This is a genomic window from Nonomuraea sp. NBC_00507 (assembly GCF_036013525.1).
In the GTDB taxonomy this organism is placed as follows: Bacteria; Actinomycetota; Actinomycetes; order Streptosporangiales; family Streptosporangiaceae; genus Nonomuraea.
Genome location: NZ_CP107853.1, coordinates 10,950,777 through 10,974,265, shown reverse-complemented (window position 1 = coordinate 10,974,265; position 23,489 = coordinate 10,950,777). Strand labels below are relative to the sequence as shown.

Here is a 23,489-nt window from a genome sequence, read left to right as displayed (position 1 = left end):
ACCCCTCAGACATAGCCGTACCCGAAGCGGCCCTTGACGCACAGGTTGCCCTTCGTGACCGGGTTGTCGTGCGGTGACGTCACCTTGACGATCTTGTTGTCCTGCACGTGCAGGGTCAGGTTGCAACCCACACCGCAGTAGCTGCAGATCGTCGTGGTCTCGGTCTGCCGGGACTCGTCCCAGGTGCCCTCGGCCCGCATGTCGAACTCGCTCTTGAACGACAACGCCCCGGTCGGACAGACCTCCACGCAGTTGCCGCAGTAGACGCAGGCCGAGTCGGTGAGCGGGGCGTCGAACTCCGTGGAGATCGTCGCGTCGAAGCCCCGGCCCGCGACGGCGATGGCGAAGGAGTTTTGCCACTGGTCGCCGCAGGCGTCCACGCACTTGTAGCACAGGATGCACTTGTTGTAGTCGCGGACGTAGAGGTCATTGTCCACCTTGGCGGGCTGCTCGACGGTGGCCGCGTCGTCGCCGAACCTGGCGGGGTCGGCGCCGTACTCCTCGGCCCACTCGGCCGCCCGCGGAGTGGTCGACAGGTCCACCGAGGAGCCGAGCAGCTCCAGCACGACCTTGCGGCTCTGCCTGGCCCGCTCGGTGTCCGTGCCGACCTTCATGCCCTGCTCGGCCTTCCTGGAGCAGGACGGCGCCAGCGTCCTGGCGCCCTCCACCTCCACGACGCAGACTCGGCAGGCGTTCTTGGGGGTGAGCGTGTCGCCGTAGCAGAGGGTCGGCACGTCCTTGCCCGCCGCGTGGCAGGCGTCGAGGATGGTCGAGCCCTCCGGCACCCGGACGTCCTCGCCGTCGATCTCGACGTCGATGAGCCGCCGGGGCGGCTGGAGCGGGATCATCTGAACACTCCCAGGCGGTCGATGGCGGATTCGACGGCGTTCCAGGCGGTCTGCCCGAGGCCGCAGATCGAGGCGTCGCGCATGGTCTGGCCGACTTCGCGCAGCAGCACGAGATCGTCGTCGTCGCTTCGACGCGAGTTGGCGGGGTCGACGCGGCGCGACAAGCGGTGCAGGGCCTCCTCCTGGCGTACGGTGCCGACCCGGCAGGGTACGCACTGGCCGCACGACTCGTCGCGGAAGAACTCCGCGATGCGCAGCAGCAGCCGTTTCATGTCCACGGTGTCGTCGATGACGAGCACCACGCCGGAGCCGAGGGTCGCGCCCGCGTTCCTGGTGCCCTCGAAGGTGAGCGGGATGTCCAGGTCCGTGACGAACGCCCCGGCCGCGCCGCCCAGCAGCACCGCCCTGGTCGTGCCGGTAGTTCCGGACAACTCCAGCAACTCCCGCAGGGTGGCGCCGAAGGGAAGCTCGTACACGCCGGGCCGCTCCACCGCGCCCGAGACGCAGAACAGCTTGGGCTCGGCCGCCGCGTACGCCTGGGCTCCGCGCTCCAGGATCGGCAGCACGTTGACCAGCGTCTCGACGTTGTTGACCACGGTCGGCTTGCCGAACAGGCCCTTCTCCACCGGGAACGGCGGTTTGCTGCGCGGCTCGCCCCGCTGCCCCTCGATCGAGTTGAAGATCGCGGTCTCTTCGCCGCAGATGTACGCGCCCGCGCCCCTGCGCAGCTCGATGTCGAAGGACAGGCCCTTGCCGAGGATGTCGTCGCCGAGCAGGCCCCGGGCGCGGGCGGTCGCGATCGCGTGCTGGAGGCGCGCGGTCGCCCGCGGATACTCGCCCCTGATGTAGAGGTAGCCCTTGGCGCAGCCGGTGGCGTAGGCGGCGATCGTCATCGCCTCCACCAGCGCGTACGGGTCGCCCTCCATGACGACCCGGTCCTTGAAGGTGCCCGGCTCGCTCTCGTCGGCATTGCACACCAGGTAGTGCGGGTGGTCGGGCTGGCGGGCGGTGGCGTCCCACTTGCGGCCGGTCGGGAAGGCCGCGCCGCCCCGCCCGACCAGGCCGGACTCCAGCACCTCGCGGATCACCCCGGCGGGGCCCAGCTCGAAGGCCCTGCGCAGGGCGGTGTAGCCGCCGCTCGCCCGGTAGTCGTCCAGGCTGGCCGGATCCACGACGCCGGCCCGCCGCAGCAGGACCAGATCGGGGTTGCCGGCCTGCGGCACCGCGTCCTTCACCGGGGTCTCACCGGCGACGTTGACGCTCGGCGCGTGCCCGTTGGAGCTCGGCGCCACCTCGGTCACGGTGGTGATCGTGTCGGGGGTGGCCGGGGCGTACACCTCGGCCCGGTGCGGCTGCCCGGCCTCCAGGGCGAGCGCGGCCGGGGCCCGCTCGCACAGGCCCAGGCAGGGGCTCTCGTGCCAGTCCGTCCCCGCCGGGCCGAACCGCTCCTCCACCCGCCGGCGCACGTCCTGGGCGCCCTTCGCCTGGCAGGCCAGGTCGGTGCAGACGTGCAGCACCCGCTTGGGCCGCGGCTTCATGGAGAACAACGAGTAGAACGTCGCCACCCCGTACGCCTCCGCCGGTGGCACGGTGAGCCGCCGGCAGATGTAGTCGAGCGCGCCCTCGCTGATCCACCCCACCCGGTCGTTCACCGCGTGCAGCGCCGGCAGCAGCAGGTCGCGCTGGGACTCGGCGCGGGCGGCGGCGCGCAGGTCCGCCTCGCTCCTCGAGCCGCCATCCCAGGCGGTCGCGGGCGGCCCGAGCAGGGCGTCGACCGCTGCCCGCTCCTCCTCGGAGGGTTCGGCACCGCGGAATCTGATGTCCATCCGATCACCCGGCCTTGACGAGCTTCTCGACACGTACGGCCGCCGCCTTGAACTCGGCGGTGCCCGCGATCGGGCAGGTGGCCTCGATGGTCAGCGCATTGGTGTCCACGTCGTCGGGGAAGTGCATGGTCATGAACACCAGCCCGGGCCGCAACGCGGGATCGATGTAGACGGGGGCGACCACCGAGCCGCGCCGCGAGGTGATCCGCACCTCCTCGCCCGCGACCAGGCCGAGCCGCTCGGCGTCCTCGGGGCACAGCTCGATCGTCTCGCCCCGGCGCAGGGGAGAGGCGAACCCCGACGACTGCACTCCGGTGTTGTAGGAGTCGAGCCGGCGGCCGGTGGTCAGCCGCAGCGGATACTCCTCATCCAGCAGGTCCACCGGCGGCGAGTGCCGCAGCACCGCGAACGGCGCCGGCACGCCCCGCTTGACCGGGTCGTTCTCCCACAGCCGCCCGTGCAGGTACGGCGGCTCCAGCGAGTCCTCCGACGGGCACGGCCACTGGATGCCCTGCAACTCCGCCAGCCGCTCGTACGTCATGCCCTTGTGCTGCGGCGACATCGCGCGCAGCTCGTTCCAGACCTCTTCGGCGCCGTCGTAGTGCCAGTCGTGGCCCAGCCTGCGGGCGATCTCGCACATGATCCAGATGTCGTCGCGGGCCTCGCCCGGCGGGTCAAGGGCTTTGCGCACCCGCTGGACGCGCCGCTCGCTGTTGGTGAACGTGCCGTCCGCCTCGCACCAGGCGGCGCTGGCCGGCAGCACGACGTCGGCCATCTGGGCGGTCTTGGTGAGGAAGATGTCCTGCACGACCAGGTGGTCGAGCATGGACAGGCGCTTGATGCAGGACAGGGAGTCGGCCTCGGACTGCACCGGATTCTCGCCGATCATGTAGCAGGTGGTCACCTCGCCCTCGGCCATGGCCTCCAGCATCTGGGTGAGGTTGAGGCCGTAGCGGGGCTGGATCTCCCGCCCCCAGGCGCCCTCGAAGCGGGTCCTGATGGCCGGGTCGAGGATGTCCTGGAAACCGGGCAGCCGGTTGGGGATGGCGCCCATGTCGCCGCCGCCCTGCACGTTGTTCTGGCCGCGCAGCGGCGACAGGCCCGAGCCGTAGCGGCCGACGTGGCCGGTCAGCAGGGCCAGGTTGATCAGCGCCCGGACGTTGTCCGTCGCGTTGTGGTGCTCGGTGATGCCGAGCGTCCAGCACAGCTGGGCGCGGTCGGCGCGGGCGTACGCGTGCGCCAGCTCTCTGATCGCCTCCGCCGGCACGCCCGTGACCTGCTCGGCGGCGCTGAGTGTCCACGGCTCGACGGACGCCTTGAACTCCTCGAACCCGATCGTGGCCCGCTCGATGAACGCCTTGTTGTGCAGCCCGGCGTGGATGATCTCCCTGGCCACCGCGTGGGCCAACGGGATGTCGGTGCCCACGTTGAGCCCCAGCCACAGGTCGGCCCACTGGGCGGTGCCGGTGCGGCGCGGGTCGACGGCGAACATCCTGGCGCCGTTGCGGATGCCCTTCAGTACGTGCTGGAAGAAGATGGGGTGGGCGTTGCGGGCCGCCGAGCCCCACATCACTATGACGTCGGTGTCCTCGACCTCCTGGTAGGAGGAGGTGCCACCGCCGCTGCCGAACACCGCCGACAGCCCCGCCACACTCGGGGCGTGGCAGGTGCGGTTGCAAGAGTCCACGTTGTTGGTGCCGATCACCACGCGGGTGAATTTCTGCCCGATGTAGTTCATCTCATTGGTGGAGCGGGCGCAGGACAACATCGCGAAGGTGTCGGGCCCATGCTTGGCGATGTTGCGGCGAAAGCCCTCGGCCGCTCGCTCCAGCGCCTCTTCCCATGTCGCTTGGCGCAGCACGCCGTTCTCGCGCACCAGTGGATGGGTCAGGCGGTCATAGCTCATGATCCCTCCATTCTGTATACAGGCTACGGTATTCGGGCTAGACCGCACGGACAAGGTTCTCGTTGAGCAGGTCACTCACCGCGTGGATCGCTCGCAGTGTCGGAACCTCTGCGCCGGTCAGGTCGGCGAGCTCGACCACCGCCGCGAGCAGCACGTCGAGCTCCAATGGTTTGCCCTTCTCCAGGTCCTGGAGTGTGGACGTCTTGTGTTCGCCCGCCTTCTCCGCGCCCCGCAGCCGGCGCTCGATGGAGATCCCCGGATCGCAGCCGACCCTGTTGGCCACGTCCACCGTCTCGCGCATCATGGCCACGACCAGCTCCCTGGCGCCGTCGTGGCGGCAGATGCCGGCCATCGTCGCCCTGGCCAGCGCGCTGATCGGGTTGAAGGCGATGTTGCCCATGAGTTTGATCCACACGTCTCGGCGCAGATCGCGCTCGACCGGGCACTTCAGGCCGCCCTCGATCGCGGCCCGGCTGAAGGACAGGCACCGCTCGGTGAGCTCGCCGCTCGGCTCGCCGATGGAGAAGCGGGTGCCTTCGAGGTGGCGGATCACGCCTGGACGTTCGATCTCGGTGGCGGCGTACACGACGCAGCCGATCGCCCGGTGCAGCGGGAGCGCGGCCGTCACCGCGCCGCCCGGGTCGACGCTCTCGATGCGGTAGCCCTCGTAGGGGCCCTTGAGTCCGTGGAAGTACCACCACGGGATGCCGTTCTGCGCGGCGATGATGCTCGTGGTCTCGTGCAGGAGTGGCTGGATCATGGGGCCGGCGGAGGCGTAGCTGTTCGCCTTGAGGCCCAGGAAGACGTGGTCCACCGGCCCGACCTGGGTGGGGTCGTCGGTGGCATGGGGATGGGCGGTGAAATCGCCCCGGGGGGTGAGCACCCGCACACCGGTGCTGCGTATCGCCTGCAGGTGCTCGCCTCTCGCGATGAGGTGCACCTCGACTCCCGCCCTGTGGAGGGCGGCACCCACGTATGCGCCGATGGCGCCGGCGCCAAGAACAGCGACCTTCATGCTCGCGCTCCGTTCTCGCGTCGGATTGTAGGTGCGGAATCCGCTACCTGCGATGACCCGCTGGACGCAGGCCATCGTGCATTCGGTATACAGTATGGAAAAACACGGGTCAAGGAGTGTGCCGGTGACCGTTGTGCGGCATGGACCAGTGGTGGAAGCAATGTCATGGGACGCCGCGCGGGTCGTGGCGGCGGGCGCGGCCCGCCCGCTCGGCCCGGTGTCGGTGCCGTTGTCAGAAGCGCTCGGGTGCCGGTTGGCCGGGCCCCTGACGGCGCTGGTGGCGGTGCCGGGTGTGGACGTGGCGGCGATGGACGGCTACGCGGTGGCGGGCGGAGGTCCGTGGCGGGTGGTCGGCCGCGTCCTGGCCGGAGGCGCGTTCTACGAGGGCAGGTTGCGGGCGGGGGAGGCGGTGGAGATCGCCACCGGCGCCCCGGCGCCTGCGGGGGCCGAGGCGGTCCTGCCCTACGAGCAGGCGGACATGGTGCCGCCCGATGTGCCACTGGGGCTCGCCGGAGTGCCCCGGATGCGCGACGAGCCGGGGTTTGGGCGCGGTGAGGCACCGCCGGTGTGGGTGGACGGCCTCGCCGAGCCGGGCCGCCACATCCGGCGGCGCGGCGAGGACATCGCCGAGGGCGCCGTGGTGCTGGGGGCGGGCGCGGTGGTGACGCCGGCCGCGCTCGGGCTGGCCGCCGCCCTGGGCCACGACGAGCTGCTGGTACGGCCGAAGCCGCGGGTGATGGTGCTGGTCACGGGGGACGAGGTCGTGCAGCACGGGCTACCGGGGCCGGGCCGGGTGCGTGACGCGATCGGGCCGTTCCTGCCGGGCCTGGTGGAGTGGGCCGGGGGGCGCGTCACGGGCACGGTCCGGCTGCCCGACGGCGCCGCGCCGCTCCGGGCCGCGCTCGCCGCGCACCTCAATGCCACCCACCCGCCCGGCGGTACCCATCCGCCCGGTGGCGCCCCTGCGTCCGGCGACGCCGGCCCACCCATCCCCTCTGCCGGCGCCGAGCAGCCCGGCGCGCGCTCGGGCAGCGCGGCGTGGCGCGATGGCGCCGGCGGGGCGGCGGCTGACGTGATCGTCGTGTGCGGCGCGTCGTCCAAAGGGCCTGCCGATCATCTGCGGGCCGTGCTGGACGACCTCGACGCAGACGTCCTCGTCGACGGTGTCGCGGTGCGGCCAGGGCACCCGCAGTTGCTCGCCCGGCTGCCCGGCGGCCGGCTGGTCGTCGGGTTGCCGGGGAACCCGTTCGCGGCACTCGCCGCATCTCTCACCTTGCTCGCTCCCGTCCTGCGGACGCTGGCCGGGCGGGTGGCTGCCGGCGAGACGAGCGCCTTGCTGGGAGCGGTGGGCGAGCAGTCGCCCGGGGCCGGGAGGCCGGCGGGCGGGGAGAGGAGTGCGCTGGCCGGTCGCGTGCGGGCGCATCCCCGCGACACCCGCCTCGTGCCGGTCAGGAGGACGGGCCGGGGAGCCGTGCCCGTGGGGCACGACCGGCCGGGATCTCTCTGGGGAGCGGCGCTGGCGGAGGCCCTGGCCGTGGTCCCTCCGGGATGGGCCGGTGAGCAGGTCGAGCTGATCGAGTTGCCCCCCGGGGTCTAGACAGGCCGATTCGGGCGGAGTAACTATTGCCTTCATACGGTATGCAGTATGCGGAAGACAGACGCCGGAAAGGTGGCACAATGTCGGAAACGATCTCTGGCGGTCATCTCGTTGCCAAGGCACTCAAAGCCGAGGGCGTGGACGTGATCTACACGCTCTGTGGCGGCCACATCATCGATATCTACGACGGCTGCGTCGATGAGGGCATCGAGGTCATCGACGTACGCCATGAGCAGGTGGCCGCGCACGCCGCCGACGGGTACGCCCGCATCACCGGCAAACCCGGCTGCGCGGTCGTCACCGCCGGACCCGGTACGACAGACGCGGTGACCGGCGTGGCCAACGCTTTCCGAGCGGAGAGCCCGATGTTGCTCATCGGCGGTCAGGGCGCGCTGAGCCAGCACAAGATGGGCTCACTCCAGGACCTGCCGCACGTGGACATGATGACCCCGATCACCAAGTTCGCCGCCACGGTGCCCAGCACGGAACGGGTGGCCGACATCGTGTCGATGGCCTTCCGCGAGTGCTACCACGGCGCGCCCGGCCCCTCCTTCCTGGAGATCCCGCGCGACGTGCTCGACGCGAAGGTCCCCGTGGAGAAGGCGCGCATCCCCAAGGCGGGGCACTACCGGGCCTCCACCCGGCAGCAGGGCGACCCCGAGGCGATCGAGCGGCTCGCCGACCTCCTCGCGCACGCCGAGAAGCCGTGCATCCTGCTCGGGAGCCAGGTGTGGACGTGCCGGGCGACCGACGCCGCGATCGACTTCGTCCGGGCCCTCAACGTGCCCGCGTACATGAACGGCTCGGGCCGCGGCACGCTCCCGCCGGGAGACCCCCACCACTTCCAGCTCAGCCGCCGCTACGCCTTCACCGAGGCGGACCTGATCATCATCGTCGGCACCCCGTTCGACTTCCGGATGGGCTACGGCAAGCGGCTCTCGCCGAGCGCGACGGTCGTGCAGATCGACCTCGACTACCGCACCGTCGGCAAGAACCGCGACATCGACCTGGGGATCGTCGGCGACGCCGGCCTCATCCTCGCTGCGGCCGCCCAGGCCGCCAGCGGCCGCATCGGCGACATCACCGCCAAGCGCAAGGCGTGGATGGACGAGCTGCGCGCCGTTGAGACGCAGGCGTACGAGAAGCGGCTGCCCCGCCAGCTGTCCGGTGCCCAGCCGATCGACCCGTACCGGCTCGTGCACGAGATCAACGAGTTCCTCACCGAGGACACCATCTACATCGGTGACGGCGGCGACATCGTCACCTTCTCGGGCCAGGTGGTCCAGCCCAAGTCGCCCGGCCACTGGATGGACCCGGGCCCGCTCGGCACGCTCGGCGTCGGCATGGCCTTCGCGATGGCCGCCAAGCAGGCGCGGCGCGACAAGGAGGTGCTGTGCCTGTTCGGCGACGGCGCCTTCAGCCTGACCGGCTGGGACTTCGAGACCATGGTCCGCTTCGACCTGCCGTTCATCGGCGTCATCGGCAACAACTCGTCCATGAACCAGATCAGGTACGGCCAGGCCGCCAAGTACGGCGAGGACCGCGCCCGCGTCGGCAACACGCTCGGCGACATCCGCTACGGCGACTTCGCCAAGCTCCTCGGCGGCTACGGCGAGGAGGTGCGCGACCCGGCCGAGATCCGCCCCGCGCTCGAGCGGGCCAGGGAGTCGGGCAAGCCCTCGCTCATCAACGTCTGGGTGGATCCGGAGGTCTACGCCCCCGGAACCATGAACCAGACGATGTACAAATGATCTCCTCCTCCACACGAATGCGGAAGATGCTTCCCGTCATACCGAGTAACCAGTATCCGGGGGTTCGCGCTTCACAGACTGCCCATCGGCTAGGTCTCCACGCGCTGTCACCGCCGACCCAGCGGCCTGGATCACCATATCCGGCCGAGGAGAAGCTCGCAATCCGTATGCGTCAAGTCACGTTCCGTCAGGGAGAATGAAGATGCCCAAGGCTTTGGACGGTGTCCGTGTTCTCGACATGACCCACGTCCAGTCCGGCCCGTCCGCCACCCAGCTGCTCGCCTGGCTCGGCGCGGACGTGGTCAAGCTGGAGGCCCCGACCGGTGACATCACCCGGCAGCAGCTGCGTGACGTGCCCGACGTCGACAGCCTCTACTTCACGATGCTCAACTGCAACAAGCGCAGCATCACGCTCAACATGAAGAGCGAGCGCGGCAAGCAGATCTTCACCGAGCTGGTGCAGACGGCCGACATCCTGGTGGAGAACTTCGGCCCGGGCGCGGTGGACCGCATGGGCTTCTCCTGGGAGCGGCTGCAGGAGCTCAATCCCCGCCTCATCTACGCCTCGATCAAGGGCTTCGGCCAGGGCCGGTACGCCAAGTTCAAGGCGTACGAGGTGATCGCGCAGGCCATGGGCGGCTCGATGAGCACCACCGGCTTCGAGGAGGGCCCGCCGCTGGCCACCGGCGCCCAGATCGGCGACTCGGGCACCGGCATCCATGCGGTCGCCGGCATCCTGGCCGCCCTCTACCAGCGTGAGCAGACCGGCCGCGGCCAGCGGGTGCAGGTGGCCATGCAGCACGCCGTGCTGAACCTGTGCCGGGTCAAGCTCCGCGACCAGCAGCGGCTGGCGCACGGCCCGCTGCGCGAATACCCGAACAAGACCTTCGGTGACGAGGTGCCCCGCTCCGGCAACGCCAGCGGCGGCGGCCAGCCGGGCTGGGCGGTGCGGTGCGCGCCCGGCGGCCCGAACGACTACATCTACGTGATCGTCCAGCCCGTCGGCTGGAAGCCGATCTCGAACATCATCGGCCGTCCCGAGCTGGCCGACGACCCCGAGTGGGCGACGCCGGAGGCGCGGCTGTCGAAGCTGGACAAGATGTTCCAGCTCATCGAGGAGTGGACCATCCGCCACGACAAGTGGACGGTTCTCGACCGGCTCAACGCCGAGAACATCCCGTGCGGGCCGATCCTGTCGACCAAGGAGCTGGTGGAGGACGAATCGCTGCGTGACGAGGGCATCGTCGTCAGGGTCGAGCACCCCGAGCGCGGAGAGTTCGTGACGGTCGGCAGCCCGCTGCAGCTGTCGGACTCGCCGGTCGACGTCCGCACCCCGCCCCTGCTCGGTGAGCACAACCTGGAGATCTACGGCGAGCTCGGTGTGAGCGCCGACGAGCTCGCGGAGCTCAAGACGAACGGAGTCATTTAAGTGGAGGAGCGGCGAGTAGGGTCCGACAGCGGCAGCTTGCGTAACCAGGGCGGGCCCGTAGGGAGCGCGACCATAGACACAGTCCGGGAAGTACTGGACAAGGCATTCGCCGAAGGGCGCACAGCCCTGACGGCTCCCGAAGGACGGGAGATCTGCGAGGCCTACGGCATCACCACCCCGGGTGAGGGGCTGGCCACGTCTGCGGCCGAGGCGGTGGAGATCGCCGAGAAGATCGGGCTTCCGGTCGTCCTGAAGATCGTCTCGCCCGACATCCTGCACAAGACGGACGCCGGCGGCGTGCTCGTCGGGCTGAAGACCGCGGAGGAGGTGCGGCAGGGTTACGACACGATCCTGGTCAACGCCCGCGCCTACAATCCCGACGCGAAAATCGACGGCATCCAGGTGCAGCAGCTGGTCGGCGGCGGTCACGAGGTCATCGTCGGCGCCGTCACCGACCCGACCTTCGGCAAGGTCGTCGCCTTCGGCCTGGGCGGTGTCCTGGTTGAAGTACTTAAGGACGTGACCTTTAGACTTGCCCCGCTTTCGGGTGATGATGCCCTTGGGATGCTGGACGACATCAGAGCGGCCGAGGTGCTACGTGGTGCCCGTGGTGCCGAGCCCGCGAACCGGGAGGCGCTGGGGGCGCTCATCGAGCGCGTCGGCAAGCTCGTGTCCGACTTCCCCGAGATCATCGAGGTGGACCTCAACCCGGTCTTCGCCGACGCGAACGGCGCGGTCGCCGCCGACGTGCGCATCCTCATCGGTGAGAAGCCGAAGGAGGTCGAAAGGCTGTCCCGCGACGAGATCCTCCGGCAGATGACGCGGATCTTCAAGCCGCGCTCGGTCGCCGTGATCGGCGCCTCGGCCGAGACCGGCAAGATCGGCAACTCGGTCATGCGCAACCTCATCAACGGCGGCTACAAGGGGCAGATCTTCCCGATCAACCCCAAGGCCGACGAGATCATGGGGCTGCCCGCGTACAAGAGTGTCTCCGACGTGCCGGGAGACGTGGACGTGGCCGTGTTCGCGATCCCCGCGAAGTTCGTGGCGGTGGCACTGGAGGAGGTGGGGAAGAAGGGCGTGGCCGGCGCGGTCATGATCCCGTCCGGGTTCGCCGAGACGGGGAACGTCGAGGGCCAGAAGGAGATCGTGGAGATCGCCAAACGGCACGGCGTGCGCATGCTCGGCCCGAACATCTACGGCTACTACTACACGCCGGAGAACCTCTGCGCGACGTTCTGCACCCCGTACGACGTCCGCGGCAGCGTGGCGCTGACCTCGCAGAGCGGCGGCATCGGCATGGCCATCCTGGGCTTCAGCCGCACCACCAAGATGGGCGTCTCGGCCATCGTCGGCGTCGGTAACAAGGCCGACGTGGACGAGGACGACCTGCTGACGTTCTTCGAGCAGGACGACAACACCAAGGCCGTCGCCATGCACCTGGAGGACCTCAAGGACGGGCGCGGCTTCGTCGATGCTGCCCGCCGGGTGGTCAAGGAGAAGCCGGTCATCGTGCTCAAGGCCGGACGCACCGCGATGGGCGCGCGGGCGGCCGGATCCCACACGGGCGCGCTGGCGGGCGACGACAAGGTGTACGACGACATCCTGCGCCAGGCCGGCGTGGTGCGCGCGCCCGGGCTCAACGACATGCTGGAGTACGCCCGCGCGCTGCCCATCCTGCCGGCGCCCCAGGGCGAGAACGTCGTCATCATCACCGGGGCGGGCGGCTCGGGCGTGCTGCTGTCCGACGCCATCGTGGACGCCGGGCTGACGCTCATGGACATCCCGCCTGACCTGGACGCCGCATTCCGCGCCTACATCCCGCCGTTCGGCGCGGCCGGCAACCCCATCGACATCACCGGCGGCGAACCGCCCTCGACGTACGCGAACACGGTCCGCCTTGGCCTGGCCGACGAGCGCATCCACGCGCTGGTCCTGGGCTACTGGCACACGATCGTGACGCCGCCGATGGTCTTCGCCGAGCTGATCGCCCGGGTGGTGAAGGAGGAGCGGGAGAAGGGCAACGTCAAGCCGGTCGTGGCGTCACTGGCCGGTGACACCGAGGTTGAGGAGGCCTGCGAGTACCTGTTCGAGCATGGCGTGGTCGCGTACCCGTACACGACGGAGAAGCCCGTTGCGGTCCTCGGTGCCAAGTACCGCTGGGCCAGGGCTGCCGGACTGCTGCGCTAGAGCCAAGCGCAGCTGATCTGGCAATAAGGGGGCTATTCGGGGCGCACGAGGAAGCAACAACCCCCCCAGGAGGTCCGTAGGTGGACACATCAAACACACCACCGGCGACTGCCACGCCGCCGGTTGAGGATCAACGAGTATGGAAAGCGGGCCGGCTTGAGCCGATGCCCATCAGAAAGCTCCCGGACGCACCACCCTCGGTGCACATTCTCGGGCCGACGGTCTTCCTCGTCGCGCTGGGTGTGGGCATGGGCGAGTCGTACATGTGGCCCCGCCTGGTGCTGCTGTTCGGGCCCGAGATCAGATGGCTGTTCCTGATCGGCGTCACCCTCCAGGCCGTGGTCATGCTGGAGATGGCGCGCTACGCCATGGCCACGGGGGAGAGCATCTTCTCCGGCGCGGCCCGGGTGTTCAAGCCGCTGATGTGGTTCTTCTTCGTCGTCGCGATAGCCGTCTACATCTGGCCAGGGCACCTGTCGGCGGGTGCGGCGGCCTTCGAGGAGATAACCGGAATCCCCTGGGTGGTGACCGCGGTCATCGGACTCATCCTGGTCGGCGTGGTCTTCAGCTTGGCCAAGGTGATCTACAACGTGCTGGAGAACGTGTTGTCGCTGCTCATCGGCGCGCTCGTGCTCGGCACGGCCGTGGTGGCGGCCATGGTCGGCTCCTGGGGCGACGTGGCCACCACGATCACCGGCATGTTCGCCATCGGCTACCTGCCTCCCGAGGCCATGTCGGCGGCCTGGTTCCCGGTGATCGTGGGGGCGTGCGCGTTCGCCGGTCCTTCGGGCATGCAGCAGATGTGGTACACGCTGCACCTGCGTGACTCCGGGGCCGGCATGGGCGCGCACATGCCCAAGGTGCGCGGGCTGCGGCACGCGGGCGAGCAAGAGGCCATGCCCGCGCGCGGCTTCATGTTCGACACCGAGGACCCGGCCGAGATGGCCAAGTGGAAGGGCTGGCGGCGCTGGGTCACGTTCGACGCGCTGCTGCTGTTCTGGGGCATCACCATGCTGGTCACGATCTCCTTCACGGTGATCGCCCAGTCGGCGGTGCGGATCGACCCGGGCGTGCGCGACGTCATCCGGGGCGACGACCGGGAGGTGGCGCTCTCCGCCATGGCCAACGCCGTCTCCTCGGCCGGCAGCTCCGTGCTCGGCACGATCTTCCTCGGGTTCATCGCGCTGATCGGCCTGAACGCGACGCTGGGGCTCTTCGACTCCTTCTCGCGGGGCCAGGCCGACATGACCTACAACTTCGTGCCAGGGGCGAAGAAGCTGCGGATGTCGCACTTGTACGCAGGCTTCCTCTGGGGCGTGATCATATTCGGCATCCTGATCCTGCTGTTCGGGCCGGCTGACGGGCCGAGCGGGATCCTGGACACGCTGGCGTTCCTGTCGACGTTCGCGATGGGCGCGTACTGCGTGACGTTGCTCCTGGTGAACAACCGCATGCTGCCCAAACCGATCAGGCCGAAGTGGTGGTCCAACGCGATCATCGGCTTCGGCGCGGTGTTCTACCTCGGGATGCTGTTCTACAGCCTGTTCGCCTTCGGCGTGGTCGTGGGCTGATGGAGGGACGGCACAGCATCGAGCTCGCCCTGCCAGGGGCGTCCATCGGAGCCGTCGCCGGTGCCATGGCCGGTGGGCTGACCCTGTTCGCAGGGCTGCCCGCCGGTATGGCCGCGCTGTCGGCGCTGGCGCTGGCCGTACCGCTCGCCGTGTGCGGCGGGATGTACGGCACGCTGCTCGGCCACGGCGTGTTCCGGCCGGGGACCTTCGGGCCCGCGGGCCTCTACTGGATGGCGGCCTTCCCGCTGTCCCGGCTGCTCCAGGAAGGGGTGGCCGGGGTCGGCATGGCCGACGGCGTGTTCGGCTTCCTCGCCTACCAGGCGATGGTGGCGCTCGGCTTCGCCATCGGCTTCGTCTGGATCCACGAACGGCTCATGCCGTACTGGCTGCTGCGCCGCGCGGGCGCCAACCCGCGCGCTGAGGCGCTGCTCGGCCTCTACGTCCAGCACGCCGAGGCATTGCGCGCGAGGAAGGGAGCACGGCGTTGAACCTGCCCGTCTGGGTCTGCCTGGCCACGATCGGCGGATTCGGTCTCATCCTCGCGCTCGACTTCTGGCTGGTGGCGCGCAACCCGCGCGAGCCGTCCTTCAAGGAGTGCGTGGGCTGGGTGTCGTTCTACGTCGGCCTGGCCGTGGCCTTCGGCGCCGGCCTGCTGGTGCTCTCGGGTCCCGCGCACGGCGGGGAGTTCTTCGCCGGCTGGATCACCGAGTACTCGCTCAGCGTGGACAACCTCTTCGTCTTCCTGCTGATCATGAGCCGGTTCCGCGTGCCCCGGCAGTATCGCCAGAAGGTGCTGCTCATCGGCATCATCCTGGCGCTGGTCATGCGGGGCGGGTTCATCGCGGCAGGAGCGGAGGCGGTCGCCCGGTTCGACTGGCTGTTCTACGTGTTCGGCGCCTTCCTGGTCTACACCGCGTGGAAGCTGATCGGGCACGAGGACGAGGAGGCGGAGTTCTCCGAGAACATCGCCCTGCGTACGGTGCGGCGGGTGCTCCCGACGACGGACACCTATCACGGCGCCCGGCTCACCGTGCACCACGGGCGCAGGATGGTGACCCCGATGCTGATCGTGATGGTCGCCATCGGGACCACGGACCTGCTGTTCGCGCTCGACTCCATCCCGGCCATCTTCGGCCTCACCAAGGAGCCCTACCTGGTGTTCACCGCCAACGCCTTCGCCCTCATGGGGCTGCGGCAGCTCTTCTTCCTCATCGGCGGCCTGCTGGACCGGCTCGTCTACCTGAGCAAGGGGTTGTCGGTGGTGCTGGCCTTCATCGGGGTGAAGCTCATCCTGGAGGCCCTGCACCACGACGGCGTGTCGTGGGCGCCGGAGATTCCGATCCTGGTGTCTCTCGGCGTCATCGTCGGGACTCTCGCCGTCACCACGGTGCTGAGCCTGATCAAGTCGGCCCGCGACGCCAAGAAGGAGCCGGTTTCCGTAGATCGCTGACCATGCCGCGGTGGGGGGTGCTCTGGCGGCCCCTGCCGCGGCTCAGCGCCTCGGGGTCTTGCGTACGTCGTGCTCGGCGGCCCACTGCCGCAGGTAACGCTCTGCGTCGTCGGCCGAGTAGTGCTTTCTGAGCGCTGCGCTCAGGCCGATGCCGATCGCCCGGCCATCTGCTGATTGGCCCGGGGGATCACCAAGGAGAAAGCGGATGAACGCCCTCATGGTCATGCACCTCCCATCCGTGCTGCTCCATCCTCTGTCCGAGGTGTTTCGCAGCATGTCTTTTACTGTGAACGTCAGGTCAACCTGTCCTCATCCCGCCTGCTGGGCGCGCGGACGGCGGCGGCGCACCGGCTTCGGGGCGGGCTGGACGGGTTCGTTCTCCCGCTGCTCCATGTAGGAGACGCGGGTGTGCTCGGTGTGCTCGCGCATGATCTTCGCGGCGCGGCGCTCGTCGCCTGCCTCAATGGCGTCGATCAGCGCCGTGTGCTCTTCCCACGAGGCCATGCCCCGCTGGCGGGCCACCGGCGTGTGGTACCACCGCACCCGCCTGGCCACCTGGCTGGCCAGCTCGGCGAGCACCTTGTTGCCGGACAGCGCGGTCACCAGGGCGTGCAGCTCCGAGTTGATGGCCACAGCGCCGTCGATGTCGTCGGTCTGCACGGCGGCGATGCCGCGCGCGCACAGGGTGCGCAGCCGCTTGACGCCGTCCTCGCCGGCGTGTTTCGCGGCGAGCCTGGCGGACTCGGTCTCCAGCAGCGCGCGTACGGCGAGCAACTGGTCAGCTTCCTCTACCGTAGGTACGTGCACGAACGCGCCCTGGCCGGGGTGCAGGTCGACCCAGCCCTCGCCGCTGAGCTGCTGCAGGGCCTCGCGAACCGGCTGCCTGGACACGCCGAGGAGATCGGCCAGCTCGCTCTCGACCAGGTGCTGGCCGGGCTTGAGCTGGCTGGAGACGATGAGCTCCTGGATGGCCTCGATGACGCTCTCCCGGAGCGTGGCGGGACGCTGAATCTTGGTGGCCGCCGTCTGACCGGCCTGATCCGACAGCAACATGGTCACGTCTCCAGGGGCTGCGTGGTTTAACGGTTTTTCGTCGACTGCCTACAGCATACCGTTCGCTGGATGAACCCGGCTGGTGAACCTCGTCACAAGGCCTTGTCACACGGGGATGGTGGCCGGCAGGCCCGGGATGCGCAGGCGCGGCGTGGCCAGGGCCGGCAGCGCGGCCAACGTCGCGGCGACGAGGAGGGCGGTCGCGGGCGTGGTGAGCGCCAGCAGGGCGAGGGCGACGGCGCCGACCCCGGCCAAGGCTTTGGCGCTGTAGACGACGGCATGGATGTCGCCGGCCCGCTCGACGCCGAAGAATTCGCGCACCAGGCTGGCGAGGAGCGGGTAGAACGCCCCGCCGCCCACCCCGGCGGCTATGACGCCCAGCCACAGCAGCGGGCTGGCCGCCGCCGCAGACGCCCCCAACGCGCCTGCACTCGCCGCCGCGACGTCCTGCACGGCGAGCGCGATCAGCACCTGGCCCACCGCGAGCGCGGCGAGGACGCCAGTGAGCACTCGCCGGCGGCCGAGCAGCTCGGAGCAGCGCATGGCCAGCGACCGGCTCGCGCCGTTGAGCGCCACCAGCAGAGCCACGGCGGCCCATGATCCGGTGCTCGCCACCACGATCACGTCGAACACCGACACCGCGCCCGCGCACGTCAGGATGAGAGCCAGCGCCGGCAACGTCCGCGTGCGCAACGCCTGCGGCAGCAGGAACTGCCTGGCGGCATCGGGGGTGACGCGCAGCCGGGCGGCGTCCAGCGCGTGCGTGCGCGGGTCCACGTCCTCGGGCCACCACAGCGCCGGAGGCAGCCGCAGGTGCCGGGCCGCCGCACCGATGACGGCCACCGCGACGACCGCGGCGAGCAGAAAGGCGGCGGACGTCGCGCCCGGGGCGATCCCCGCCCACACGAGCAGGGGGACGGCGCCGTACCCGAACGCGCCGGTGATGAGCCCGACCCGGGCGGCGGGCCGCTCCGGATACCAGGAGGAGACCACCTCGCCGCACACCCCGTAGACGAGGCCCGCGCCCAGCCCGCCGAGCAGCGCATAGCCCACGAAGGCGACCGGGCCGGCGCTCCCGGCGATGACCCCCGGGGTGGTCAGCGCGGCCGTGAACAGCCCCAGCCCGCTGAGCGCGGCGCCGCCGAACAGCGCGGCGCGCACGCTGAGGCGGCCGTGCCGTACCAGGTGAAGCGCGGGCAGCGCGCCCGCGGCCTGGCAGGCGATCCAGACCGCCAGCAGGGTCAGTCCGGCGGCCTGCTGGGCGAGGAGGGCGGCGTAGCCGTACTGGAGCGGGCTGATGGCCGCCATCGCGGCCCAGGCCAGCCAGAACATGCGGGTGCGGTCGGCGGGGACGGGCCCGGGGACGTACGCGCGCCCGCGCCAGTCCTTGATTGCATTCTCCATACTGTATGGAATATCCAGAAGACCGGCCCCTGTCGAGACCTAGACGGAGAATATTCCATACGGTATACCGTAGACAAAGGAGGCTCGAATGGACCTGTACGAGTACCAGGCGAAGGAGCTCTTCGGGCGTCACGGGATCCCGGTCCCGGCAGGCAAAGTAGCGGCCACCCCGGCCGAGGCTCGCGAGATCGCGGCCGAGCTGAACGCGCCCGTTGTCATCAAAGCCCAGGTGAAGACCGGTGGACGGGGCAAAGCAGGCGGGATCAGACCGGCGGCGGGTCCGGTCTCGGCCGAGCAGGAGGCGGCCCGCGTGCTCGGGATGGACATCAAGGGCCACGTCGCCCGCCGCGTGCTGGTCGAGGCGGCGACCGTGCCGTTCGAGGAGTATTACGCGGCCTTCCTGGTGGACCGCGCCGAAGGCGGCTTCCTGGCCATGGTGTCCGGCCAGGGCGGCATGGAGATCGAGGAGCTGGCGGCCACCGACCCCGACGCCATCGTGAAACTGCCGATCGACTCGGTGACGGGGGTGGACGCGGACACCGCGCGGCTGCTGGCGGCCAAGGCGGGCCTCCCCGAGCAGGCCGCCGGCGTGCTGGAGAAGCTGTGGCACGTGCTGGTCGCGGAGGACGCGCTGCTGGTCGAGGTCAACCCGCTGATCTGCACGACCGACCAGCGCGTCGTGGCCCTTGACGGCAAGGTGACCCTCGACGACAACGCGTACTTCCGGCACGCCTGGCAGTACGCCGAACGTACGGACAGCTTGGAGGACCGGGCCAGGGCCAAGGGGTTGAACTACGTCAAGCTGGACGGCCGGGTCGGTGTCATCGGCAACGGCGCGGGCCTGGTCATGAGCACCCTGGACGTGGTGGCCGGGGCCGGAGCGGCGCCGGCGAACTTCCTGGACATCGGCGGCGGCGCGTCCGCCCAGGTCATGGCCGACGGGCTGGAGATCATCCTGGCCGACCCGGACGTGCGGTCGGTGCTGGTCAACGTCTTCGGCGGCATCACGGCCTGCGACGCCGTCGCCAACGGCATCGTGACCGCGCTCGAGCTCCTCGGCGAGCGCGGCCGGGCCAGGCCCATCGTCGTACGGCTGGACGGCAACAACGCCGAGGTGGGGCGGCGCATCCTCAGCGAGGCCCGGCACCCGGCCGTCCGCCAGGTCTCCACCATGGACGGCGCCGCCGAGACGGCGGCCAGACTCGCGGCAGGTGCGTGAGATGGCGATCTTTCTGACCAAGGACAGCCGGGTGCTCGTGCAGGGCATGACGGGCGCGGAGGGCACCAGGCACACGGCCCGCATGCTGGCCGCCGGCACCGACGTTGTGGCCGGGGTGACCCCGGGCAAGGGCGGGCGGTCGGTGGACTTCGGCGAGCGTACGGTGCCGGTGTTCGGCTCCGTGGCCGAGGCCATGGCCGAGACCGGGGCCGACGTGTCGGTGGTCTTCGTACCGCCGCGCTTCACTGGCGGCGCCGTGGAGGAGGCGGTGGCGGCGGGCGTGCCGCTGTGCGTGGTGATCACCGAAGGCGTCCCGGTCCACGACGCGGTACGGTTCCGCGCGCTGGCGAACGGCCGTACCCGGATCATCGGGCCCAACTGCCCCGGACTGATCAGCCCCGGGCAGTCCTCGGCCGGGATCATCCCCGCCGACATCACCTCGGCCGGCCGCATCGGCCTGGTCTCCAAGTCCGGCACGCTCACCTATCAGCTCATGTACGAGCTGCGCGACCTCGGCTTCTCCACCGCCGTCGGCATCGGCGGCGACCCCGTCGTGGGGACCACCCACATCGACTGTCTGCGGGCGTTCCAGGACGACCCCGGCACCGACGCCATCGTGATGATCGGAGAGATCGGCGGCGACGCCGAGGAACGGGCCGCGGCCTACATCGCCGGGCACGTCACCAAGCCCGTGGTGGCCTACGTCGCCGGCTTCACCGCGCCGGAGGGCAAGACCATGGGGCACGCGGGCGCGATCGTGTCCGGCTCGTCCGGCACCGCCCAGGCCAAGAAGGAGGCCCTGGAGGCGGTCGGGGTGCGGGTCGGCCGGACCCCGTCCGAGACGGCCCGGCTCATGCGCTCGGCCCTGGCGGGTGTCTCGTGAGATTCGACGTCAACCTGTCCATTCTGTTCACCGACCTGCCGCTGCTGGAACGCCCGGCCGCGGCGGCCAAGAACGGGTTCGACGCCGTCGAGCTGTGGTGGCCGTTCGACGGCCCGGACCCGACCGGCGCCGAGCTGGCCGCGCTGCGGCAGGCCATCGAGCACGCCGGGGTGCGGCTCGCCGGGCTGAACTTCGACGCCGGCGACATGGCCGCGGGCGAGCGCGGCCTGCTGGCCAGGCCGGACGGCTCGGCCCGGTTCCAGGCCAACATCGACGCCGCCGTGCGGCTGGCCGGCGAGCTGGGCTGCGGGGTGCTCAACGCCCTGTACGGCAACGGTCCCGACGTCGACAGGGACCTGGCCGTGGACAACCTGCGCACGGCGGCCGACGCGGCCGCCGGCATCGGCGCGACCGTGGTGGTGGAGGCCCTCAACTCCCACGAGAACCCGAAATATCCGATCACGTCGTCACAGGCGGCGTTCGAGCTGATCGACGAGGTGGACCGGGAGAACGTGGCCTTCCTGGCCGACCTCTACCACCTGCACCGGATGGGCGAGGACGTGCTCGCGCTCATCGACCGGCACTGCGCACGGTTCGGCCACGTGCAGATCGCCGACGATCCCGGCAGGGGCCGGCCGGGGAGCGGGCGCATGCCGTACCGGGAGATCTTCGCGCGGCTGGAGGCCGCGGGCTATCGGGGTCACGTCGGCCTGGAGTACCGGCACGAAGGGCCGGGCGCGTTCGACTGGAGGCAGGGATGAACATCGGGTTCGTCGGCTTGGGGATCATGGGCAGCCCGATGGCGGCCAACCTCCTCAAAGCCGGGCATGCCGTGACCGGGTATGACGTGAGCGCCGAGCGCGTCGACCAGCTCGCGGGCCTGGGCGGCAAGGGCGCGTCGAGCGTGGTCGACGCGGTCTCCGGCGCGGACGTCGTGATCACCATGCTGCCCGACTCGCCGCAGGTCGAGGACGTCGCGCCGCTGGTGATCGAGTACGGCCGCCCCAACCTCCTCTACATCGACATGAGCACGATCAAGCCGGAGACCTCCCGGTGGGTGGCGCGGCAGGCGGCGGCCGTCGGCGTACGGGCGTTGGACGCTCCGGTCAGCGGTGGCGAGCGTGGCGCGATCGACGGCACGCTCTCGATCATGGTCGGCGGCGCGGCCGAGGACGCCGAGGCGGCCCGGCCGATCCTGTCGACGCTCGGCACGACCGTGGTGCACGTCGGCCCGGCCGGCGCCGGGCAGACCGTGAAGGCCGCCAACCAGCTCGTCGTCGGCGGCATCTACGGGCTGGTGGCAGAGGCGATCGTGCTCCTGGAGGCGTCCGGCGTGGACCCGGCGGGCGGGCTCGACGTGCTCGCGGGCGGCCTGGCCGGCTCCCGGATCCTTGAGCTCAAGCGGCACACCATGGTCAAGCGTGAGTTCGCTCCGGGCTTCCGCATCGACCTGCACCACAAGGACATGGGCATCGCGCTCGCCGCCGCCCGCGAGGCCGGGGTCAGCCTGCCACTCACCGGGCAGGTCGCCCAGCTCGTGGCCGCGGCCAGGGCGCAGGGCCACGGCTCGCTCGACCACTCCGCCCTGCTCAAGGTCGTGGAAAGGCTGAACGGATGAAAAGGGTGCCCTGCATGGAGGCCGTGGTCGCGGTGCTGGAGTCGGAGGGGGTGGACACCGTCTTCGGCATCCCCGGGGCGGCCATTCTGCCGCTCTACGCCGCGCTCCAGCACAGCTCGATCAGGCACATCACGGTCCGCCACGAGGAGGGTGGCACCCACGCCGCCGACGGCTGGGCCAGGGTGACGGGCAATGTCGGCGTCTGCATCGGCACATCCGGCCCCGCCGGCACCAACATGATCACCGGCCTCTACACCGCCCTGGCCGACTCGATCCCGATGATCTGCGTCACCGGGCAGGCCATGACTTCCAAGCTGCACCAGGAGGCGTTCCAGGCGGTCGACATCGTGGAGATCGCCCGGCCGGTGACCAAGTGGGCGGTGCAGCTCAAGGAGCCTGCCCAGGCGCCGTGGGTGTTCAGGGAGGCGTTCAGGATCGCCCGGTCCGGGCGGCCCGGGCCCGTGCTCATCGACCTGCCGATCGACGTGCAGCGCGGCACCTGCCTGTACGACCGGGACCTGGACGCGCCGCTGCCCGTCGAGGAGCCCAGGCCGCTGCCCAGGGCGGTGAGCGCGGCGGTGGACATGTTGTCGGTGGCCAGGCGGCCGATCATCCTCGCCGGCGGCGGAGTGATCATCGGCGACGCGAGCGAGGAGCTGCGCGCGCTGGCCGAGCACCTGCAGGTGCCGGTGCAGGTGACGCTCATGGGCAAGGGCGCCTTCCCCGAGGACCACCCGCTGTTCGCCGGCATGGCCGGCATCCAGACCCAGACGCGGTGGGGCAACGCCGCGTTCCTGGAGAGCGACCTGGTCCTGGCCGTGGGGGCGCGCTTCGGGGACCGGCACACCGGCGACCTCGACGTCTACCGCAGGGGACGGAAGTTCATCCACGTGGACATCGAGCCCACGCAGATCGGCCGGGTCTTCGAGCCCGACCTGGGGATCGTCGGGCACGCCCGGCCGGTGCTGGCGGAGCTGCTGGACCAGGCGCGCCGTCGTACCGCCCGCCGGGAGCCGGGCACGTGGGTGCGCAAGGTCGCCGATCTGCGCCGCACGATGGGGCGGCGCGACGACTTCGACGACGTGCCGATCAAGCCGCCTCGGGTGTTCAAGGAGATCAACGAGTTCTTCGACCGGGACACCACGTTCGTCACCGCCATCGGGCTCTACCAGATCTGGTCGGGGCAGTTCCAGACGACGTACCTGCCGCGCCGCTACCTCGTGTGCGGGCAGGCCGGGCCGCTGGGCTGGGAGGTGCCGGCCGCCATGGGCGTCAAGTGCGCCCATCCTGAGCGGCAGGTGGTGGCCGTGGTGGGCGACTACTCCTTCCAGTTCCTCATGGAGGAGATCGCGGTCGCCGCCCAGTACCGCATCCCGTTCGTCATCGTCATGATCAACAACGAGTATCTGGGGCTGATCAGGCAGGCCGAGATCCCGTACGGCATGAACTACGCCGTGGACCTGCACTACGGCGAGGGCGGCATCGACCACGTCAAGGCCATGGAGGCGTTCGGCTGCCCGGCCCGCCGGGTGGAGGTGCCCGGGGACCTGCGGGACGCGCTGGCCTGGGCCTCGGCCGAGGCGGCGCGGGAGCGGCTGCCCGTCCTCGTCGAGGTGATGGTGGAGCGCGAGGCGAACGCCGCCATGGGGCCCTCACTGGAAGCCATCAAGGAGTTCGAGCCGCTGCCCGAGCTCATGACCGCCGACTGGTCCGACTGATTCCGACTGAT

The 23,489-nt window shown here is 70.2% G+C and carries 19 protein-coding genes; 12 read left to right on the top strand and 7 right to left on the bottom strand.

Annotated elements, in window-relative coordinates; genetic code table 11:
* Positions 1 to 5: 5 nt before the first annotated feature.
* The 4 genes from OHA25_RS52315 to OHA25_RS52300 are packed head-to-tail and all read right to left on the bottom strand — an operon-like array spanning position 6 to position 5,595.
* Positions 6 to 848, bottom strand: coding sequence for a 2Fe-2S iron-sulfur cluster-binding protein (locus OHA25_RS52315; protein ID WP_327584319.1), 843 nt, complete (start codon positions 846 to 848; stop codon positions 6 to 8).
* The gene (locus OHA25_RS52310; RefSeq protein ID WP_327584318.1) at positions 845 to 2,674 is read right to left on the bottom strand and encodes an NAD(P)H-dependent oxidoreductase subunit E; all 1,830 of its coding nucleotides are present in this window, start codon (positions 2,672 to 2,674) and stop codon (positions 845 to 847) included. The genes OHA25_RS52315 and OHA25_RS52310 overlap by 4 nt, the downstream gene beginning before the upstream one ends.
* Before the next feature lie 4 nt (positions 2,675 to 2,678).
* Positions 2,679 to 4,580 (bottom strand): molybdopterin oxidoreductase family protein, encoded by a 1,902-nt coding sequence (locus OHA25_RS52305; protein ID WP_327584317.1) that lies wholly within the window; start codon positions 4,578 to 4,580, stop codon positions 2,679 to 2,681.
* Between the two features lie 37 nt (positions 4,581 to 4,617).
* On the bottom strand, positions 4,618 to 5,595 hold the full coding sequence (locus OHA25_RS52300; protein WP_327584316.1) for a 2-dehydropantoate 2-reductase: 978 nt from the start codon (positions 5,593 to 5,595) through the stop codon (positions 4,618 to 4,620).
* A gap of 124 nt (positions 5,596 to 5,719) precedes the next feature.
* Between OHA25_RS52300 and OHA25_RS52295 the strand changes: the two genes are divergently transcribed.
* The 7 genes from OHA25_RS52295 to OHA25_RS52265 all read left to right on the top strand — a co-directional run bounded on the left by OHA25_RS52295 (position 5,720) and on the right by OHA25_RS52265 (position 15,583).
* A complete protein-coding gene (locus tag OHA25_RS52295) occupies positions 5,720 to 7,192 on the top strand; it encodes a molybdopterin-binding protein (protein WP_327584315.1) in 1,473 nt (490 codons plus the stop codon).
* Positions 7,193 to 7,272: 80 nt separating this feature from the next.
* The gene (locus OHA25_RS52290) at positions 7,273 to 8,943 is read left to right on the top strand and encodes a thiamine pyrophosphate-binding protein (RefSeq protein ID WP_327584314.1); all 1,671 of its coding nucleotides are present in this window, start codon (positions 7,273 to 7,275) and stop codon (positions 8,941 to 8,943) included.
* A 202-nt stretch (positions 8,944 to 9,145) separates the two neighbouring features.
* Complete coding sequence (frc, locus tag OHA25_RS52285; RefSeq protein WP_327584313.1) at positions 9,146 to 10,372, top strand: formyl-CoA transferase; 1,227 nt, start codon at positions 9,146 to 9,148, stop codon at positions 10,370 to 10,372.
* Between the two features lie 72 nt (positions 10,373 to 10,444).
* Entirely contained in the window at positions 10,445 to 12,562 is a 2,118-nt protein-coding gene (locus OHA25_RS52280; protein WP_327591166.1) for an acetate--CoA ligase family protein, read from the top strand.
* A gap of 164 nt (positions 12,563 to 12,726) precedes the next feature.
* On the top strand, positions 12,727 to 14,133 hold the full coding sequence (locus tag OHA25_RS52275) for an Nramp family divalent metal transporter (protein WP_327584312.1): 1,407 nt from the start codon (positions 12,727 to 12,729) through the stop codon (positions 14,131 to 14,133).
* Positions 14,133 to 14,621, top strand: coding sequence for a hypothetical protein (locus tag OHA25_RS52270; RefSeq protein WP_327584311.1), 489 nt, complete (start codon positions 14,133 to 14,135; stop codon positions 14,619 to 14,621). The genes OHA25_RS52275 and OHA25_RS52270 overlap by 1 nt, the downstream gene beginning before the upstream one ends.
* The gene (locus OHA25_RS52265; RefSeq protein WP_327584310.1) at positions 14,618 to 15,583 is read left to right on the top strand and encodes a TerC family protein; all 966 of its coding nucleotides are present in this window, start codon (positions 14,618 to 14,620) and stop codon (positions 15,581 to 15,583) included. Before OHA25_RS52270 ends, OHA25_RS52265 begins: the two co-directional genes overlap by 4 nt.
* Positions 15,584 to 15,625: 42 nt before the next feature.
* Here the strand turns inward: OHA25_RS52265 and OHA25_RS52260 are convergent, their stop codons facing one another.
* The 3 genes from OHA25_RS52260 to OHA25_RS52250 all read right to left on the bottom strand — a co-directional run bounded on the left by OHA25_RS52260 (position 15,626) and on the right by OHA25_RS52250 (position 18,040).
* Positions 15,626 to 15,802: a hypothetical protein gene (locus OHA25_RS52260; protein ID WP_327584309.1), complete on the bottom strand. Its 177-nt coding sequence runs from the start codon at positions 15,800 to 15,802 to the stop codon at positions 15,626 to 15,628.
* Positions 15,803 to 15,892: 90 nt separating this feature from the next.
* A complete protein-coding gene (locus OHA25_RS52255) occupies positions 15,893 to 16,636 on the bottom strand; it encodes a GntR family transcriptional regulator (protein ID WP_327584308.1) in 744 nt (247 codons plus the stop codon).
* 105 nt (positions 16,637 to 16,741) lie between these two features.
* Positions 16,742 to 18,040, bottom strand: coding sequence for an MFS transporter (locus OHA25_RS52250; RefSeq protein WP_327584307.1), 1,299 nt, complete (start codon positions 18,038 to 18,040; stop codon positions 16,742 to 16,744).
* Between the two features lie 88 nt (positions 18,041 to 18,128).
* Here OHA25_RS52250 and sucC point away from each other — a divergent pair, with 88 nt between their 5' ends.
* Genes sucC through gcl form a run of 5 tightly spaced genes read left to right on the top strand, consistent with a single transcriptional unit; the run spans position 18,129 to position 23,478 of the window.
* Positions 18,129 to 19,259, top strand: coding sequence for an ADP-forming succinate--CoA ligase subunit beta (sucC, locus tag OHA25_RS52245; protein WP_327584306.1), 1,131 nt, complete (start codon positions 18,129 to 18,131; stop codon positions 19,257 to 19,259).
* Position 19,260: 1 nt separating this feature from the next.
* Complete coding sequence (gene sucD / locus OHA25_RS52240) at positions 19,261 to 20,142, top strand: succinate--CoA ligase subunit alpha (RefSeq protein WP_327584305.1); 882 nt, start codon at positions 19,261 to 19,263, stop codon at positions 20,140 to 20,142.
* Positions 20,139 to 20,903 carry a hydroxypyruvate isomerase family protein gene (locus tag OHA25_RS52235; RefSeq protein ID WP_327584304.1) on the top strand — a complete coding sequence of 255 codons (765 nt, stop codon included), beginning with the start codon at positions 20,139 to 20,141 and terminating at the stop codon, positions 20,901 to 20,903. Before sucD ends, OHA25_RS52235 begins: the two co-directional genes overlap by 4 nt.
* Positions 20,900 to 21,760, top strand: a complete 861-nt coding sequence (locus OHA25_RS52230; RefSeq protein ID WP_327584303.1) for an NAD(P)-dependent oxidoreductase — start codon at positions 20,900 to 20,902, stop codon at positions 21,758 to 21,760. Before OHA25_RS52235 ends, OHA25_RS52230 begins: the two co-directional genes overlap by 4 nt.
* Positions 21,757 to 23,478, top strand: a complete 1,722-nt coding sequence (gcl, locus tag OHA25_RS52225; protein WP_327584302.1) for a glyoxylate carboligase — start codon at positions 21,757 to 21,759, stop codon at positions 23,476 to 23,478. Before OHA25_RS52230 ends, gcl begins: the two co-directional genes overlap by 4 nt.
* Positions 23,479 to 23,489 lie beyond the last annotated feature (11 nt).

Excerpts from the sequence above, each read along its gene's own strand:
- OHA25_RS52315 (WP_327584319.1), bottom strand. The coding sequence starts at position 848 with ATGATCCCGCTCCAGCCGCCCCGGCGGCTCATCGACGTCGAGATCGAC.
- OHA25_RS52310 (WP_327584318.1), bottom strand. The coding sequence starts at position 2,674 with ATGGACATCAGATTCCGCGGTGCCGAACCCTCCGAGGAGGAGCGGGCA.
- OHA25_RS52305 (WP_327584317.1), bottom strand. The coding sequence starts at position 4,580 with ATGAGCTATGACCGCCTGACCCATCCACTGGTGCGCGAGAACGGCGTG.
- OHA25_RS52300 (WP_327584316.1), bottom strand. The coding sequence starts at position 5,595 with ATGAAGGTCGCTGTTCTTGGCGCCGGCGCCATCGGCGCATACGTGGGT.
- OHA25_RS52290 (WP_327584314.1), top strand. The coding sequence starts at position 7,273 with ATGTCGGAAACGATCTCTGGCGGTCATCTCGTTGCCAAGGCACTCAAA.
- frc (WP_327584313.1), top strand. The coding sequence starts at position 9,146 with ATGCCCAAGGCTTTGGACGGTGTCCGTGTTCTCGACATGACCCACGTC.
- OHA25_RS52275 (WP_327584312.1), top strand. The coding sequence starts at position 12,727 with ATGCCCATCAGAAAGCTCCCGGACGCACCACCCTCGGTGCACATTCTC.
- OHA25_RS52270 (WP_327584311.1), top strand. The coding sequence starts at position 14,133 with ATGGAGGGACGGCACAGCATCGAGCTCGCCCTGCCAGGGGCGTCCATC.
- OHA25_RS52260 (WP_327584309.1), bottom strand. The coding sequence starts at position 15,802 with ATGAGGGCGTTCATCCGCTTTCTCCTTGGTGATCCCCCGGGCCAATCA.
- OHA25_RS52255 (WP_327584308.1), bottom strand. The coding sequence starts at position 16,636 with ATGTTGCTGTCGGATCAGGCCGGTCAGACGGCGGCCACCAAGATTCAG.
- OHA25_RS52250 (WP_327584307.1), bottom strand. The coding sequence starts at position 18,040 with ATGGAGAATGCAATCAAGGACTGGCGCGGGCGCGCGTACGTCCCCGGG.
- sucC (WP_327584306.1), top strand. The coding sequence starts at position 18,129 with ATGGACCTGTACGAGTACCAGGCGAAGGAGCTCTTCGGGCGTCACGGG.
- sucD (WP_327584305.1), top strand. The coding sequence starts at position 19,261 with ATGGCGATCTTTCTGACCAAGGACAGCCGGGTGCTCGTGCAGGGCATG.
- OHA25_RS52230 (WP_327584303.1), top strand. The coding sequence starts at position 20,900 with ATGAACATCGGGTTCGTCGGCTTGGGGATCATGGGCAGCCCGATGGCG.
- gcl (WP_327584302.1), top strand. The coding sequence starts at position 21,757 with ATGAAAAGGGTGCCCTGCATGGAGGCCGTGGTCGCGGTGCTGGAGTCG.